Origin of the sequence: Fictibacillus sp. 7GRE50, from assembly GCF_015903875.1 — a bacterium.
GTDB lineage: Bacteria > Bacillota > Bacilli > Bacillales > Fictibacillaceae > Fictibacillus > Fictibacillus phosphorivorans.
Window position 1 is genome coordinate 310,932 of record NZ_JACZDW010000004.1, and the last position, 16,067, is coordinate 326,998.

At 38.4% G+C, this 16,067-nt stretch carries 17 protein-coding genes; 14 read left to right on the plus strand and 3 right to left on the minus strand.

Features of this window, described 5'->3' with window-relative positions; translation table 11 throughout:
- Positions 1-148: 148 nt before the first annotated feature.
- Positions 149-397: a ferredoxin gene (locus tag IHV12_RS16705; RefSeq protein WP_137789014.1), complete on the minus strand. Its 249-nt coding sequence runs from the start codon at positions 395-397 to the stop codon at positions 149-151.
- Positions 398-702: 305 nt separating this feature from the next.
- Here IHV12_RS16705 and IHV12_RS16710 point away from each other — a divergent pair, with 305 nt between their 5' ends.
- From IHV12_RS16710 to IHV12_RS16730, 5 genes are all read left to right on the plus strand, one after another.
- On the plus strand, positions 703-1,695 hold the full coding sequence (locus IHV12_RS16710; RefSeq protein WP_197191539.1) for a helix-turn-helix domain-containing protein: 993 nt from the start codon (positions 703-705) through the stop codon (positions 1,693-1,695).
- Positions 1,673-3,172, plus strand: a complete 1,500-nt coding sequence (locus IHV12_RS16715; protein WP_197191540.1) for a RecQ family ATP-dependent DNA helicase — start codon at positions 1,673-1,675, stop codon at positions 3,170-3,172. Before IHV12_RS16710 ends, IHV12_RS16715 begins: the two co-directional genes overlap by 23 nt.
- A 3-nt stretch (positions 3,173-3,175) precedes the next feature.
- On the plus strand, positions 3,176-3,805 hold the full coding sequence (locus IHV12_RS16720; protein WP_197191541.1) for a CPBP family intramembrane glutamic endopeptidase: 630 nt from the start codon (positions 3,176-3,178) through the stop codon (positions 3,803-3,805).
- Positions 3,795-4,103, plus strand: a complete 309-nt coding sequence (locus IHV12_RS16725) for a hypothetical protein (protein ID WP_197130742.1) — start codon at positions 3,795-3,797, stop codon at positions 4,101-4,103. Before IHV12_RS16720 ends, IHV12_RS16725 begins: the two co-directional genes overlap by 11 nt.
- A 194-nt stretch (positions 4,104-4,297) precedes the next feature.
- The gene (locus IHV12_RS16730) at positions 4,298-4,750 is read left to right on the plus strand and encodes a DUF2663 family protein (protein ID WP_197130739.1); all 453 of its coding nucleotides are present in this window, start codon (positions 4,298-4,300) and stop codon (positions 4,748-4,750) included.
- Between the two features lie 6 nt (positions 4,751-4,756).
- On the opposite strand, the gene IHV12_RS16735 is transcribed toward IHV12_RS16730, so the two are convergent.
- Entirely contained in the window at positions 4,757-4,972 is a 216-nt protein-coding gene (locus IHV12_RS16735) for a hypothetical protein (protein ID WP_191753949.1), read from the minus strand.
- Between the two features lie 176 nt (positions 4,973-5,148).
- Here IHV12_RS16735 and IHV12_RS16740 point away from each other — a divergent pair, with 176 nt between their 5' ends.
- From IHV12_RS16740 to IHV12_RS16765, 6 genes are all read left to right on the plus strand, one after another.
- A complete protein-coding gene (locus tag IHV12_RS16740; RefSeq protein WP_197191542.1) occupies positions 5,149-5,901 on the plus strand; it encodes a metallophosphoesterase in 753 nt (250 codons plus the stop codon).
- Positions 5,902-5,966: 65 nt separating this feature from the next.
- Positions 5,967-6,875 carry a MerR family transcriptional regulator gene (locus IHV12_RS16745; protein WP_197191543.1) on the plus strand — a complete coding sequence of 303 codons (909 nt, stop codon included), beginning with the start codon at positions 5,967-5,969 and terminating at the stop codon, positions 6,873-6,875.
- A 99-nt stretch (positions 6,876-6,974) separates the two neighbouring features.
- Positions 6,975-7,565: a genetic competence negative regulator gene (locus tag IHV12_RS16750; RefSeq protein ID WP_137789023.1), complete on the plus strand. Its 591-nt coding sequence runs from the start codon at positions 6,975-6,977 to the stop codon at positions 7,563-7,565.
- Between the two features lie 376 nt (positions 7,566-7,941).
- The gene (locus IHV12_RS16755) at positions 7,942-8,859 is read left to right on the plus strand and encodes a D-alanine--D-alanine ligase family protein (protein WP_197191544.1); all 918 of its coding nucleotides are present in this window, start codon (positions 7,942-7,944) and stop codon (positions 8,857-8,859) included.
- 260 nt (positions 8,860-9,119) lie between these two features.
- Positions 9,120-10,403 (plus strand): Glu/Leu/Phe/Val family dehydrogenase, encoded by a 1,284-nt coding sequence (locus IHV12_RS16760; protein ID WP_197130725.1) that lies wholly within the window; start codon positions 9,120-9,122, stop codon positions 10,401-10,403.
- Between the two features lie 94 nt (positions 10,404-10,497).
- Positions 10,498-11,499, plus strand: coding sequence for a YpdA family putative bacillithiol disulfide reductase (locus IHV12_RS16765; protein ID WP_197191545.1), 1,002 nt, complete (start codon positions 10,498-10,500; stop codon positions 11,497-11,499).
- A 93-nt stretch (positions 11,500-11,592) separates the two neighbouring features.
- Here the strand turns inward: IHV12_RS16765 and IHV12_RS16770 are convergent, their stop codons facing one another.
- Positions 11,593-12,561 (minus strand): asparaginase, encoded by a 969-nt coding sequence (locus IHV12_RS16770; protein WP_197130718.1) that lies wholly within the window; start codon positions 12,559-12,561, stop codon positions 11,593-11,595.
- A gap of 91 nt (positions 12,562-12,652) precedes the next feature.
- On the opposite strand from IHV12_RS16770, the gene prsW reads away from it, so the two are divergent.
- From prsW to ypeB, 3 genes are all read left to right on the plus strand, one after another.
- Positions 12,653-13,333: a glutamic-type intramembrane protease PrsW gene (gene prsW / locus IHV12_RS16775; protein ID WP_197130715.1), complete on the plus strand. Its 681-nt coding sequence runs from the start codon at positions 12,653-12,655 to the stop codon at positions 13,331-13,333.
- A 244-nt stretch (positions 13,334-13,577) separates the two neighbouring features.
- Positions 13,578-14,462 carry a spore cortex-lytic enzyme gene (sleB, locus tag IHV12_RS16780; protein ID WP_197191546.1) on the plus strand — a complete coding sequence of 295 codons (885 nt, stop codon included), beginning with the start codon at positions 13,578-13,580 and terminating at the stop codon, positions 14,460-14,462.
- 17 nt (positions 14,463-14,479) lie between these two features.
- Positions 14,480-15,829, plus strand: coding sequence for a germination protein YpeB (gene ypeB, locus IHV12_RS16785; protein WP_197130709.1), 1,350 nt, complete (start codon positions 14,480-14,482; stop codon positions 15,827-15,829).
- Positions 15,830-16,067 lie beyond the last annotated feature (238 nt).

The window sequence follows — 16,067 nt, forward strand, 5'->3', positions numbered from 1 at the left end:
ATAATTTATCACATTCTGACGATAGGTACAACTATGATTTTTAAGATAGCGGTTTCAAAAATGAAGAAAACTAATTGACAATGAGAATCATCCTTAATAAAATAAATAAAAACCCTCTAATGAAAGAGGGTTCCTGGTAAGATTACAACTATTCGAATTTTAATGCATCACCATCGAATGACTCTTCAGATACTTTGATGGAATCTGTAGGACAGCCTTCGAACGCATCTTGCATATCTTCTAACAATACATCTGGAATTTCAACGATTCCTTGGTTATCGTCTAGAGTTACAAACGCAATTCCTTCATCGTCATAATCGTAAATGTCTGGTGCTGCAGCTCCGCATGCTCCACATGCGATACAAGTTTCTTTGTCAACAATCGTATACTTTGGCATAATGAATACCTCCTAAGGAATTGAAAAAATACCGACTTACATATTTAGCCATTTTAAATTAAGGGTCTACTAATCATATTGTAATAAGTATCCCTCTACATTTCAATAGAAAATTAGGACCTCGTCATATCTTTTATTCCCAATCTTCCTCTTAATATAACACTTTTACTCTTAAATTTCCTTAAATCTGATAAGATAGATTATATGATAAAGTGTGGTGATTTATTATAGATATTTGTCATGTCGTTTTATTAGATATCTTTCGAAAAGTAAATGGTAGTAGAAAAAGCTCAGGCGTCTATTATATGGTGACAGGTAAGAAAACGGCGCAATCTTTGTCCGACAGTCAATGGTTTGGTATAGAACGTTATTATGCCGCTTTCAAGGGGATGGCCCATGACACTTTTACTGAATCAATCGAAAGCCTGATAAATGAAGAATATATGAAGGAATCTGAAGATCATGTTTACACCCTTACTGAAAAGGGTGAACAACTTCTTGTGCGTGAGAATGATAGATTATCATTCTTAAATCATTTAAATGGATTAAAATATGCATCGATAGAGTCTACATGCTGGCAAGCTATCACGTTATATGTACAAGCTCTCTCCAATGCTCTATATGGTCATTTTAATTATTCACCAGTTGTAAGGGACTTCTCGGTGATACAAAAAGTTAAATCTGTGTTTCCTAGATCAGAGTCAGAGAGAAAAATTCAAGCGGAAAAACTTTATCGTGAATTATCTCGAGTGTTGTTAGAACATGATACTCAAATTGCTGATCTATTTGTTAAGAAACTGTCTGGCTACAATAGGATCGGAAGTACCTTCGAGCAATTATCTCGGATAAAGGGCATGAGTCAAGAAGAGACTGTACTCCGTTTCAGGGCGATTTTGCACGCTTTCATACACAAGATAGCTAGTGAAAAGATGAATTTTCCGATGTTGCACTCTCTAATAGGCTCATTTACTGAAGCTCCGGCATTAACTAGATCAGCATCTTTAACTTTTAAAATGCTAAATAACAATAAACCTCTAGAGGACATCATGATCGTTAGAAATCTGAAATTGAGTACTCTAGAAGATCATCTTGTAGAGATCGCAAGAGAAGTGCAAGATTTTCCGATTACCCCTTACATTAGTGATACAGAGTTTTTGAAAGTGAAAGAATATTACAGTAAGACGAATGAAACAAAGCTTCGGCCGTTTAAAGATGCCTTTCCTCATCTTTCGTATTTTCAAATCAGGCTAGTACTCGCAAAAGAGGGTGGAAAACATGCAACTGGAAGCAACGCTTAAAGAGTTATACGGATTTTCATCGTTTAGATCTGGACAAAAAGAGATCATAACTGACTTGCTTTCAGGTCATGATGTGTTAGGTATGCTGCCGACTGGAACAGGAAAAACATTAATCTATCAGATGGCCGCACATCTTTTAAAAGGAAGAGCACTCATCATTTCTCCTTTGGTGTCATTGATGGAAGACCAAGTAGATCAGTTTAAACAAGCTGGTTTTAAGAGGACGATCGCTCTCAACAGCTTTTTAGATCAAAGTGAGAAACAATCCATATTAAAAAGAATACAAGATTATCAGTTTGTTTTTGTGAGTCCTGAAATCCTTCAAAACTCTTACATCCGTTCTATCCTGTTGTCAGTTAGTTGGTCGTTATTCGTAGTAGATGAAGCCCATTGTATCTCACAATGGGGTCATGAGTTTCGTCCATTTTATTTAGAGTTAGCTGATATGAAGAAAGCGATGGGGGATCCTATTTGCCTCGCATTAACAGCAACGGCAACACATAAAGTACAGAACGATATCCTTCATCACCTAGACATGAAGAACGCAGAGATACATATTCATAGTGTGAACCGTCCGAACATATCTATCTTTGTTGAATGCTTTGATGATCATGATCAAAAAGTGGGGCGAGCGGTAAATCTAGTTCAGCAGCTTAAAGGACCAGGTATTATTTATACGAATACAAGGAATGCTGCAGAACTGCTAGTAAAAAGATTTCAAGATCATGAAATAGAAGGGGTCGCTTTTTATCATGGAGGCATGAATGCTGATGAAAGACTTCTTGTTCAAAAACAGTTTTTAGAGTCCCAGCTGAACATCATTGTTTGTACGAATGCTTTTGGAATGGGAATTAATAAATCGGACATCAGATTTGTAATTCATTTTCACACACCGTCTACGATCGAAGGCTATATTCAGGAAATCGGCAGAGCTGGCAGAGACACGGAACCATCTGTTGCCGTCCTATTGTATCATCCAGCTGATCTTGAGATACCATACCATTTTATTGATCAAGAACTGCCTGATTCTGTACAAGTTGATTATTTGTTTTCCGACCACATTCAGTTAAGAGGGACTACGTATGCAGAAAAACTGAAACTTGTGGGACTCTCTGAAACGGGTCAAAGATTCATGGAATATCACTTGAAAAAAGCAGGCGTTCTACATAAAGAAAATCTTGATGTCCACGAAAAAAATGCGTTGATTTCAAAAATAAAATTCACGATTGAGAGCAGAAAAGCTGATAAAATAGAATCATTAAAGGCGATTGAAAAGTGGGCAACGAATAATGAATGTAAACGAAGCGGACTGCTGAAATATTTCGGAGAACCCGTACCTGAACCAAATTCAATGTGCTGTGGTCATTGTGAAACAGATCTTTCGCATTTTTATGGAAAACAAGCGTCATTTAACACTTCTTATGAATTATGGGAAGATGAACTAAAACGACTTTTAAGACAGGAAGTGTACAACTAAAGGATGAGGAAATCTGTAAAAAACAATTGGATCGATCAGATTACACCGAAAGAACTTTTGTTGAACGTCTATTTTTCACAAAGTTTATTTATGATAGCTGCGTTAGCTCTTGCATTCTTCTTTAATGTTTCATTTCCTTGGGTGCTAAATGACCTTGATCTCTCAGTAAACGAATGGCTGCTTGCACTTAGTACAGGATTGTTTCTTCCTTTTTTATCGATTCAGTTAAAGAAGAGGTTGCCCGAGCAATCATTAGATGATGGTGGAATCAACGATAAAATATTTGGCTCTCTCTCTTACATTCACATCTTTTTCCTCACAGGAATCATTGCTTTTGCTGAAGAATGGTTGTTTCGGGGAGTCCTACAATCGTTATTAGGGCTGTTTTTAACCAGTATGATTTTCGCTGTACTGCATGTTCGGTATATAAAAAAACCTGTTCTTTTTAGTATCGTATGTGGATTAAGCTTTTGGCTAGGTATGATCTATGAGATGACAGATAACATCTGGGTGCCTTTTTTAGCTCATTTCTTAATCGATTTTATTTCAGGGTGCTGGATAGCTAATCAAAACAAGAGCAACAACAATATCACAGACAGCGAAAATGGGAGTGTGGATCGGGATGAAGAATGACCAAGCAGAGAGTTTAAGAAACAAAACAGCAGACAATACGATCGCTTCTGTTCAACATGCTCATTCTTTGCCTTCTAGAAGTGAAGTACACGGGAAAAAGAGAGACGATGAAAAAAAACAAAAAAACGCTAACAAAGAAAAGAGAAAAACAACTTTTTTAGTCACTCGATTACTCTTAGCAGCTTTTATACTTTTGATCGGAATTACGCTTACTTATAAATTGTGGTCAAAAGACCTTTATATTCCTGTTCAAAGTGAAGATCGAGAAGGTGTTGAGCAAGTAGAGATCGAAGAATAAAGACCGTCTGGCTTCGAATATCCAGACGGTCTTTTTTTGTCACGAATAACCTTTCTAGGGCTCTTCTTAAAAAAGAATGTTGGTGTCGTTGTTCCAACCAAACATTTTCAGGGGCTAAACAAAGGTAAAAGCTATTTTTAAAAAGCATGAATCTGCTTGTATTGGCATAGTTATGTGTACAGGAGGTTATGCTGATGAATGCTCTAAATCACTGGAAGATAAAGCCCTTTGTTAATGAACTAACGAGTATTGTGCTAGCGCAGCTTGTTGATAGAAAAGCTGAGAAAGACAAGTGGAAAAAAGCCATCAACCAATGGGGATTATCGATGATTTTTGTTGTACTAGCAACCTTCGTTTACCTTTACTACTATAAGCTTCCAACAGCCTCAAGGTTTTCAAATCCATTAACGTTGTTATTCTCAGATGAAATGGTATGGATCTGTACAGGTTTTATTATTTTTGCGAGCTTCTACATGATCTGGATGAAAAAGAAGTACAAAAAAGCTGACGACGATTTTGAAGCGATCAGAAAAGATTTTATAGATCGTAATGAAGAATGGTGGAGTGATGAGGAACAATGGAACCAGAGGCATGTTGTTTTCGAATTTATGAAACAAGAATACAATATAAATATTCTTCACAAATAAAGAGATTTACTGGCAGGGACAGCCAAAAAATAAACAAGATTCTCGATCGTGGCGCTGACCTTGAATAACGACTGTCAATTCACAAAAATGATCGATTCTTCCGAATGCAAGTGTTTCGTGTTTTTCCGTACAATAAACTTCGATTGGAAGTCCGAGTCGCATGCTATAAGACAGCTCTGGGTCTGTCACGAGAGATTTATTTTTCAATTTAGTTAATGTCATGATGTTTTTTCCTCTCCTCTTATTTTGGTTAATCATGTAAATTAATCATACGTGAAATTTACAATTTTTTCAACAAATCTTTTTAAATATTCAAAAAATTAACGTCGAATCCTTTCTGCATAGGACGGTTATAGAAAATATGATATGATCATTTAAATCCAGATCAGGAGGGCACAATGATCTTTTTTTATTTATTCATCATAGCTGGTATAGGGCTATTACTTTATATGTATATTGAAGCACATCGAAATCGTGTCATTCATGATTCAATCAAAATTGATAAACTGCCAAAGTCATTTGAAAATTTTAAGATCTTTTTTATATCAGATGTTCATAAACGGGTTATCTCAGAAAAGATCATACAAGAATCAGAAAAAGCAGATCTTGTTGTAATCGGTGGGGACCTCGTTGAAAAAGGAGTTTCAATGAAGAAGGTAGAAGATAATATCAAGCGCCTTTCAGCAATCGGCCCTGTTTACTTTGTATGGGGAAACAATGATTACGATGTGGATACGAAGCAATTGGCTTCAACGATTGAGAATGAAGGTGCAACGATTTTAGACAATACTAGCTTCAGTATAAAAAGAAATGATGATGTCATCGATTTGGTAGGAGTAAATGATACATCGTTAGGTTTTGCCTCTCTTGAGGATGCGCTTAAAGAATGCGAATCTTCATGCAGAATTTTAATCAGCCATAATCCTGATATTTCAAAACGTATTAGCAGTGCCGATAACATCCAGCTTGTCTTAACGGGACACACTCATGGAGGACAAATTCGTATTGGGCCGCTTGGCATAGCGAAAAGAGGCGGATGGTATCATGAATTGACACATATCCTATTAGTGAGTAACGGCTATGGAGCTACACATTTACCTTTACGTTTATGTGCACCAAGTCAAACACATTTGATAACCCTAACACGGTAAAAAGTTTACATTACAACGTTTTATTCGATATACTCTTCTTAACCTATTTATTGGAGGAAGAACGGATGCCTAGTGAAGGGAAATATAACATTAAAGCGGTTTCGAAGATGCTCGGCATTCAAGCAGGAACATTAAGAGCTTGGGAAAGACGCTATTCAATCGTAAAGCCAAACCGAAATGAAGCTGGCCATCGCCTTTACACCGACGAGCAAGTATACATACTGAAATGGCTTGTGAATAAAGTGAATCAAGGTTTTACGATCAGTCAAGCGGTTGACGTTGCCCAAAATGGGGAACTTTATAAAGAAGCAGCTCCTTTTTCTATTGAAAATACGGATCGTGCAGCTGAAATGGGTAATTTGATTTTAGAAGCTCTTTTATCCTTTCAGGAGAAGAAAGCTAACGATCTTTTGAGCCAAGCCTTCAGCATGTATAATTTGGAAAAAGTCATTATTGATATTTTGGGTACATTATTAGTACACGTAGGACACCTTTGGGAAGAACAGAAAATTACGGTTGCACACGAACATTTTACTTCATCCTTTTTACGCAGTAAGATTGGACAACTTATTCAATGGCTTCCATCTGATCCATATTTACCAAAGGTTATTGCTGCGTGCGGATTAGATGAAGAGCATGAACTAGGGCTTCTGATGTTTACACTGTTTTTAAGAAGAAAAGGGTTCGAAGTTATATACTTAGGACATGGAATACCAAAAAGAGACTTTGAGGTTGTGATGAAAGAAGTAGAACCTAAGATGGTATTTTTCTCATGTACGATCGCTGAAAACTCTAAGAAAACCTTGGAGTGGGCAGAAAGCTTGGGACAAGAATTTCCGAATACTTCAATTGGTGTTGGAGGCGCAGCGATCAATCATATCTCTTCAGAAATGCAGGAGAAATACGAATCATTCCTAATTGGTAATACGAAGTTAGAATGGGACGACTGGATTGCTCAGAAGCTGAAAAATTAACATAGGTTTTATAATTTGTTGGATGTTTATCACCAACTTTTTGCAAACTCATATATTGATATTAAGACATAATAGCGCCGATCGTAAGGGGGACCAGAGATGCGGGTAGAACGGTTAACCTATAACAAAATAAAAATCTTCCTAACTTTTGATGATTTGAATGAACGTGGTATTTCCAAGGAAGAAATATGGCAGGATATCCCAAAAGTTCATCAGCTTTTCCGTGACATGATGACTGAGGCTGATGATGAGGTAGGATTCAAAGCTGATGGTCCTATTGCGGTTGAAGTTTTTTCACTTCCAGCTCAAGGCATGGTCGTAATAGTTACAAAAGGAATAAACGAGTATGAACTTGAAGAAGAATATGATGAAGATTATATAGAGATGCAAGTCACGTTAGATGAGAACGATGAGATTTTCTACGAGTTTTCGTCTTTCGAAGACGTTATATTACTTGCAAAACGCCTTCATTCTTTAGAGATTAAAGGTGGTACTCTGTATTCGTTTAATAATCACTTCTACTTAAAGTTTGAAGAAGATGAGGTCCATCCAGTAGACCTGGATCTGTTCATTGCTCTTCTTGCTGAGTTCGGAAGCTCCTCGACGATTACGAGCTATAGAGTTATTGAGTATGGAAAAGAATTAATGAAGTCCGATGCAATAAGCGAACTGTACCGTTATTTTAAGTAATTGCAAAAGAGAGGGGCGCAAATTTTTGCGTCCTTATTTATTTTTGTGAAAAAGCTTATTTAAAATACTGTTGACTACTCGGTATTTATTCCTCTCCAATACAAGTTGATTGGAGCGCAAGGTTGTCGCCCCATGGAAAGCGAACAACCTGGAGCGGAAATTAACCACTATCAACAGCTGTAATTTAAACAAAAACAGTCATAAAAACTCAAACAGCATATAGATTGAACATAAACGAAAATGTCATGTATATATCATTGTGAATTTAGAGACAAAACGTGTTATGATTATTAATATTTTTCACATCCACTGAACCGATATGACGGCAGGGAATATAATATATACATAAACTTTTGGGCTAGGAGTGACCATTAAGATGAAAATAGCAGTATTATATGGCGGTGTTTCTGCTGAGAGAGAAGTATCCTTATCAACAGGAAAGCAGATCATCTCTGCGCTTGAAAGCAAAGGTCATGAAGTAATTGGAATTGACTTTCACCCTTCGCGACTTAAAGATTTATTAGAACTTGAAGCTGATGTTGTATTTTTAGGACTTCATGGAAAGTATGGAGAAGATGGAAGGTTGCAAGGTCTTTTAGATATGATGGGAATTCCTTACGTAGGATCAGGTGCTTTAGCATCAGGAATCGCTATGGATAAGGCGAAATCCAAACACTTCTTTAAAGATGCTGACATCAATATCGCTAAAGAGAAAGTTCTTTATAGAAAATCGTATGATGAGAAGCAACTGGAACTGTCTTTTGATTTTCCTGCTGTAGTAAAACCGAATAGAGAAGGATCAACTATCGGATTAACGATCGCTCAAAATCATGATGAACTTTTAAAAGGAATCGCTGAAGCATTTCTACATGATGATACGATTCTCGTTGAACAATTTGTAAGCGGCAAAGAGGTTACCGTAGCCGTTATGGGGGAACATAACAACTACAAAGCACTTCCTGTTGTCGAGATCGAGCCAAAGAATGCTTATTATGATTATGAATCTAAGTATGCAGAAGGTGGAAGTATCCACTATGTTCCTGCAAGACTTGATGAGAGCACAACGGCAAAATTGCAAAAACAAGCCGTACTTGCTCACGAAGTTTTAGGCTGCGAAGTGTATTCGCGTGTTGATTTTATTGTTCCGCATGACGGTTCAGAACCTGTTATCTTGGAAGTAAACACATTACCAGGTATGACGCCGACAAGTCTGTTTCCAGATGCGGCTAAAGAGATCGGAATGGACTATCCTTCAATGATTGAAAAATTAATCGAGCTATCTTTAAAAAAGTAACATCAGATTGTGTGAGAATAGAAACGAATGTGGTCTCCACCTCTTAAACGGGGTGGGGAGTACATAATAAAGGCAGTGGACATGCCGTGTAGGTATATTGGCAGAAAATTAGCTATTTTCTCAACAGTCCGTGACTTAAGAAAGCGTTTACTTTTTAGGTGAAAATCACTAATTTTCTCTTCTCTTTGCTTATGCAAAGGTGTATACTGACGATGAAGCTTGACTAAACTCTAGAGGTGACGAATATGGGAGGTAAACAAATGACAGCCCAAAATAACACAGACCAAAAATCCGACAACCAACACGAAAATGACAATGTACTCCAATCCACGCAATCCGTAATCGCGGATGCGCTCGATAAATTAGGATACTCTTCCGAAGTTTATGAGTTATTAAAAGAACCGATTCGTATGTTGACAGTTCGAATCCCGGTTAAGATGGATGACGGAAGTACTAAGATTTTTACAGGATATCGTGCCCAGCATAATGATGCTGTTGGTCCAACTAAGGGCGGCGTTCGTTTTCATCCGAATGTATCAGAAACAGAAGTAAAAGCGCTATCAATCTGGATGAGCTTAAAAGCAGGAATTGTAGATCTGCCATACGGTGGAGGAAAAGGCGGAATCATTTGTGATCCGCGTACAATGTCATTCAGAGAACTTGAAAGATTAAGCCGTGGCTATGTAAGAGCGATCAGTCAGTTAGTAGGACCGACTAAAGATATTCCAGCTCCAGACGTATTTACAAACTCACAGATCATGGCTTGGATGATGGACGAATACAGCAGAATTAGAGAGTTTGATTCTCCTGGATTTATCACAGGGAAACCACTTGTTCTTGGTGGATCTCATGGCCGTGAAACAGCAACTGCTAAAGGTGTTACGATCTGTATCCGTGAAGCAGCAGCAAAAAAAGGTATCCAGCTTGAAGGTGCTCGTGTAGTCGTTCAAGGATTCGGTAACGCTGGAAGCTTCCTTGCTAAATTCATGCATGATGCTGGTGCAAAAGTAATCGCGATCTCGGATGCGTATGGTGGTCTGTTTGATCCAGAAGGGTTAGATATCGATTATCTGCTTGAGCGTCGTGATAGCTTTGGAACAGTAACAAAGCTTTTCAAAGATACGATAACAAATCAAGAGCTTTTAGAGCTTGACTGTGATATTTTAGTACCTGCAGCAATTGAGAATCAAATTACTGAAAAGAATGCACACCAGATCAAAGCTTCGATCGTTGTTGAAGCAGCGAACGGGCCAACTACACTTGAAGCGACTAGAATCTTATCTGAAAGAGGAATTCTATTAGTTCCAGACGTATTAGCAAGTGCTGGTGGAGTAACCGTATCTTACTTTGAGTGGGTACAAAACAACCAAGGTTATTACTGGACAGAAGAAGAAGTTGAAGAAAAGCTTGAACGAGTAATGGTAAAATCGTTTGAGACGGTTTATACTACAGCAATGAACAGAAAAGTAAACATGAGACTAGCCGCTTATATGGTTGGTGTTCGTAAGATGGCTGAAGCATCACGCTTCAGAGGCTGGATTTAAATTTTTGCAAACTCATACTAAATCTCCTATCATATGATGATAGGAGATTTTTTTTGGCATGCTAAGAAAATGAATAACAGTGTCTTTTGGAGTGATGAAAAAAGTGAATATAGACGTATGTATTATTGGTGGAGGACCCTGCGGATTGGCAGCAGCTCTTGCACTACAGAAAAAAGGGATCTCGTATTGTGTAATTGAAAAGGGAAACGTAGTTAACACCATCTATCAATATCCAACACATCAGACATTTTTTAGTTCAAGTGAAAAACTCGAGATTGGTAACTTTCCTTTCGTTCATGAACAAAGAAAACCGAGGAGGATTCACGCTCTAACGTATTATCGTGAAGTGGTCAAGAGAAATCATCTTCAAGTTCGAACGTTTGAAAAAGCAAAATCGGTCACCAAACAATCTGATGGAACGTTTAAGATCCAAACAATCAATCGTAAAGATGAAACGATTAGTTACGATGCCAAATATGTCATCATCGCAACTGGATATTATGATAACCCGAATCGATTGAACATCGAGGGAGAAGACTTGCCTCATGTTCATCATTATTTTAAAGAAGGCCATCCTTACTATGATCTAGATGTTGCTGTGATCGGCGGGAAAAATTCTGCCATCGATGCCGCACTAGAACTCCAAAAATCAGGAGCGCGTCCTCACGTCTTCTACAGAGGAAGTACTTATTCACCTAGCATCAAACCATGGGTACTCCCAGAATTTGAAGCATGTGTAAAGTCAGGCAGTATTAAGATGACTTTTGATGCCTGTGTAAACAAAATAACAGAAGACGGCTTGTATGTGACGAAAGGGGACAACGAGTCTCAAACGTATTATCCGTTTCAAGGTGTGTTTGCCATGATTGGCTATCACCCCGACCACTCGTTTCTATCAAAGATGGGTGTTGGGATCGATGAAGAAACCGGCCGTCCATCATTTTCTCAAGAAACGATGGAAACAAATGTCGAAGGACTTTTTATCGCAGGCGTTATTGCTGCAGGTAACAATGCGAATGAGATTTTTATCGAAAATGGAAGATTTCACGGTGAAGTGATCGCTGAAACGATAGAGAAAAGAAAAAAGAACCGATAACGTTTGAGTTGTCGGTTCTTTTGTATGTTCGCATGGAATAACTTGGGATTTATTTTAATGATTAAAACCTTACTCTTTTATTAATAATTTAAGTTATTGCAGAAATAGTCTTTGCAACTGATCTTGCTCACTCGTGTTTTCAAGGGCAATCATTAGTTTTAATCTTGCTTTTTGTCCGTTTAAACCGTTTGAGAAGATCGCACCAATTTCTTTTAAGTGTTTTCCTCCACCCTCATAAGAATAAATGTCTTGTGCTATTCCATTGAAACATCTTGATACAAGTACGACAGGTATTCCATTAGATATAAGTTCTTTTATTGCAGGAACTGTTGCTGGAGGTAAGTTGCCTTGACCTAATGCTTCGATTACAACGCCATCTGCTGAGTTTGTTGCAGCTTTGATCAAATTGCCGTCCATACCTGCATATGCTTTAAGTAAGACGACGTTCTTTGAAAAATTCTTCACATGAAAGAAGTCTGAACGAATCGGTGTGTGATGGAAAAGAACACCTCGTTTTGTTACGATACCGATCGGTCCATATTGAGGACTTTGAAATGTGGCGATGTTGCTAGTGTGCGTCTTTGTAACATTTTTTGCAGCGTGTATCTCGTCGTTAAACACAACAAGTGTTCCTTTGCCTAATGATTGATCTTCACAGGCAACTCGTACAGATGAGATCAGATTGTATGGACCATCTGAACCGTGTTCGTTACTTGAACGCATAGCACCCGTAACGATCACTGGGAGTGTAGTTTGCAGTACAAGATCTAATACATAAGCTGTTTCTTCGAGCGTATCTGTACCGTGAGTGATGACGATTCCATCAAACTGATCAGAATTCGTGTGTGTGGTAATAAATTGCGCTAACTCCAGCATATGTGTAGGAGTGATATGAGGAGATGGCAAGTTCACATAATCTTTGACCGTAATTTCTGCTAAGTCAGACAGTTCTCTGAGAGTCGCCTCTAATGGGTGTGTTTCTTTCGTATTAACACCGCCTGTGGATTTGTTTTCTTCCATAGCGATGGTGCCGCCAGTATGAATTAATAAAATCTTTTTCAAGATTACCGCCCTCCTTATTCTTCGTGTTCGCTATTCCACTTCTTAAAATATCATGTTACGATATAAAAAAACAGTAGAAAAGAGGCAGGACATGCTAGCTGTAATTTCTGCAGCGGTGGCTCCGGCTATTGCTCTATTATCCTTTTTTTATCTAAAAGATAAATATGAGACCGAACCGTTATCATTGGTCGTCAAAGTATATATATTTGGCGTTCTTCTCGTCTTTCCGATCATGGTTATTCAGTTTGGAATTACGGAAGAGATGAACGTTCCTTCCTTTGTTGAAGCATTTTTTGTTAGTGGTACACTAGAAGAATTCTTCAAATGGTTCTTAGTGTTCTATGGCGCATATCTGCATGAAGAGTTCAACGAACCATATGATGGAATCGTATACGCTACAGCATTATCATTAGGGTTCGCTTCATTAGAAAACATCTTTTACCTATATACGTTCGGAATCGAAGAAGCATTAGTCCGAGCGCTTCTGCCTGTAAGTGGTCATGCCTTATTCGGAGTGATCATGGGCTTTTATTTAGGAAAAGGGAAATTCTCGTCAGGAAGAAAGAAGAAGATCTATCTCACTCTTTCACTTCTGTTGCCCATTGTGTTGCACGGTACGTTCAACTTCCTTTTATTATCCAGCACAAAATATATTTTCTTTTATATGTTTCCATTTATGATCTTCCTATGGTGGTTCGCTCTTCGTAAAGTAAGAATCGCTAATACTGCTTTAACTCCATATAGAAATCCAGATGCGAAGACCGGTGTATAATCGGTCTTCTTTTATTTCACTATCAGAAAGTATAACTTGTTAGCACGATGTCATTCGACGTGGCAACAAGTTAAGGTAGATAGTATAAGTGCAACTATGGTAGACCTGAAGAGCTTGGCGACAGCCAAGTTTTCTTTATTGTGAACCATGAGTCTTTGAAAAGCTGAATAAAAAATAACAGATTACAAATGATATCTCTATAACACGAAAATTGGAGATTAAATCACAGGAGGCTTACTTTCTCATGAAAAGAAATTCAGCTTACATAAAGGGAGCATTTATTGCGATTGCCCTTTGTTTTGGCCTATTAGCTGGATTTGGTCAGAACAATGCACACGCATTTTCAAACCAAGTCGTACAAGTAGGGGCAACGGGTGAAGATGTAGTAGAACTTCAGTCACGGCTTCAATATTTAGGTTTTTATACGGGGAACATCGATGGAGTATTTGGATGGAGAACGTATTGGGCATTACGAAACTTCCAATATGAGTTCGGCCTGCCGATTGATGGCTTAGCAGGTGGTACGACAAAGAACAAGTTAGCTAAAGCTTCTAAATACGATAAAGCTTGGGTAAATAAGCAGATTGATAAAGGTAAGAAGTTCTCATATTACGGTGGTGAGAAGAAAAGTGCGAAGAGTGGAGAAGCAAAAGGCGGTACTTCTGCAAAAAGCGGGACGCCAAAAGCTGGAACTGCTAAAGGCACAAAAGGAACGGGTCAAGCTAAAGCTAAGCCTGCTCAAGTTAAACCGGCAAAGAATACACCAGATGGTTATTCACAGAACGATGTGAACTTAATGGCGAATGCTGTTTATGGAGAATCTCGTGGTGAGCCATACATCGGTCAAGTCGCAGTAGCAGCGGTTATTATCAATCGAGTGAACAGTGCTTCATTTCCTAACACAGTATCTGGTGTGATATTCGAACCGGGCGCATTCACAGCTGTAGCGGATGGTCAAATTTATCTTACGCCAAATAAACAAGCAAAAAAAGCAGTAATGGACGCTTTGAACGGTTGGGACCCAACAGGTGAAGCGGAATATTATTTTAACCCTGATACAGCTACATCAGGCTGGATATGGACTCGTCCTCAAATCAAAAAAATCGGAAAGCACATTTTCTGTAACTAATAAAGGGGTGAACTGATATGATACGCACAATCCTAATTGTACTGTTGTTCGTTGCTGTAGCAGGAACAGGCTATTGGGGCTACAGTGAACATCAAGAAAAAAATGCTGTACTTTTGCAAGCCGAGAACAATTATCAACGTGCTTTTCATGATCTGAACTTCCATATGGATTCACTTCATGACAAGATTGGCGAAACAATCGCGATGAATACACGAAATCAGCTATCTCCAGCTTTAGCACAAGTGTGGAGGTTAACATCAGAAGCTCATAATGATGTAGGTCAACTACCGTTAACTCTACTACCATTTAACAAGACGGAAGAGTTTTTAACAAAGATGGGCGAGTTCAGTTATCGAGCAGCAGTTCGTGATCTAGATAAGAATCCGCTAAGTGATAAAGAATATAATACGCTAAAAGAGTTGTACGCAAATTCAACCGAAATACAAAACGAGTTAAGAAAAACAGAATCGTTAGCTCAAAAGAACAACTTGCGTTGGATGGATGTAGAGATGGCTCTCGCTACAAACAAACAGCCAGAGGATAACACGATTATTGACGGATTTAAGACGGTTGACAAATCGGTCGAAGGTTATTCAGATGTAGACTTTGGAACTGAAGTTTCAAACATGGAGAAAATGAAAGATCGCGACCTTAGTCAGTTAAAAGGTAAAAAGATTACAAAAGAAGAAGCTAAAAAGATTGCAGTCGACTTTTTCCAATTGAAGAAAAACGTGAAGATTACTATCGAAAGCACTGGAAAAGATGCAAAGTATGATGCTTACTCGTTAACGCTATACAACCCAGATACAAAAGGTACAACATACATGGATCTTACGAAAAAGGGTGGTTATCCACTGTATGTACTTTACGACCGTAATGTAGGGAAACCAAAAATCTCACTGAATGAAGCGATGCTTCAAGCAGAAGACTTCCTGAAAAAACATATGGAGAGTCAGATGGAGATGGTAACGAGTGATCAATACGATAACATCGGAGTGTTCACATATGCTCGACTCGATAACGGAGTAAGGATCTATCCTGAAACAGTATCTGTAAAGGTAGCGTTAGATAATGGAGACATCATGGGGTACGAAGGCACAGACTTCCTTCTTGCACACGTTGACAAGAGAACCCCGACGTTTAAGATTTCAGAACAAGAAGCAAGAACAAATCTTAACCCTAAGTTCCAAGTTAAAGAAACAAGCAAAGCATTGATTCGAAACGATATTAACGAAGAAGTGTATTGCTACGAATTCCTAGGAATTCTAGGCGATGATACATTCCGCGTCTTCATTAACGCAGAGAACGGAAACGAAGAAGAAGTAAGAAAGCTTAAAGAAGCAGAGCCATCTTACAACGATATCTAAAAGAGAATTATGGGTATCGTGAACAAAGGTTTGTGTTAATTGCTTCGTTGACAAGTTGATTGGAACGGAAGGTGCGAGACTCCTGGGGGATCAGCGGGACAGGTGAGACTCCTAAGGGTGCGGAGCGCCGAGGAGGCTCACCGCACGCCCCCCCCCCCCCGGAAAGCGAGCAGCCTGGAGTGGAAATCAACTACTTACAACTATTACAGATTGATCGAATGTTTAAAAAGCAAAATTT

Excerpts from the sequence above, each read along its gene's own strand:
- IHV12_RS16705 (WP_137789014.1), bottom strand. The coding sequence starts at position 397 with ATGCCAAAGTATACGATTGTTGACAAAGAAACTTGTATCGCATGTGGA.
- IHV12_RS16710 (WP_197191539.1), top strand. The coding sequence starts at position 703 with ATGGTGACAGGTAAGAAAACGGCGCAATCTTTGTCCGACAGTCAATGG.
- IHV12_RS16715 (WP_197191540.1), top strand. The coding sequence starts at position 1,673 with ATGCAACTGGAAGCAACGCTTAAAGAGTTATACGGATTTTCATCGTTT.
- IHV12_RS16720 (WP_197191541.1), top strand. The coding sequence starts at position 3,176 with ATGAGGAAATCTGTAAAAAACAATTGGATCGATCAGATTACACCGAAA.
- IHV12_RS16725 (WP_197130742.1), top strand. The coding sequence starts at position 3,795 with ATGAAGAATGACCAAGCAGAGAGTTTAAGAAACAAAACAGCAGACAAT.
- IHV12_RS16730 (WP_197130739.1), top strand. The coding sequence starts at position 4,298 with ATGAATGCTCTAAATCACTGGAAGATAAAGCCCTTTGTTAATGAACTA.
- IHV12_RS16735 (WP_191753949.1), bottom strand. The coding sequence starts at position 4,972 with ATGACATTAACTAAATTGAAAAATAAATCTCTCGTGACAGACCCAGAG.
- IHV12_RS16740 (WP_197191542.1), top strand. The coding sequence starts at position 5,149 with ATGATCTTTTTTTATTTATTCATCATAGCTGGTATAGGGCTATTACTT.
- IHV12_RS16745 (WP_197191543.1), top strand. The coding sequence starts at position 5,967 with ATGCCTAGTGAAGGGAAATATAACATTAAAGCGGTTTCGAAGATGCTC.
- IHV12_RS16750 (WP_137789023.1), top strand. The coding sequence starts at position 6,975 with ATGCGGGTAGAACGGTTAACCTATAACAAAATAAAAATCTTCCTAACT.
- IHV12_RS16755 (WP_197191544.1), top strand. The coding sequence starts at position 7,942 with ATGAAAATAGCAGTATTATATGGCGGTGTTTCTGCTGAGAGAGAAGTA.
- IHV12_RS16760 (WP_197130725.1), top strand. The coding sequence starts at position 9,120 with ATGACAGCCCAAAATAACACAGACCAAAAATCCGACAACCAACACGAA.
- IHV12_RS16765 (WP_197191545.1), top strand. The coding sequence starts at position 10,498 with ATGAAAAAAGTGAATATAGACGTATGTATTATTGGTGGAGGACCCTGC.
- prsW (WP_197130715.1), top strand. The coding sequence starts at position 12,653 with ATGCTAGCTGTAATTTCTGCAGCGGTGGCTCCGGCTATTGCTCTATTA.
- sleB (WP_197191546.1), top strand. The coding sequence starts at position 13,578 with ATGAAAAGAAATTCAGCTTACATAAAGGGAGCATTTATTGCGATTGCC.
- ypeB (WP_197130709.1), top strand. The coding sequence starts at position 14,480 with ATGATACGCACAATCCTAATTGTACTGTTGTTCGTTGCTGTAGCAGGA.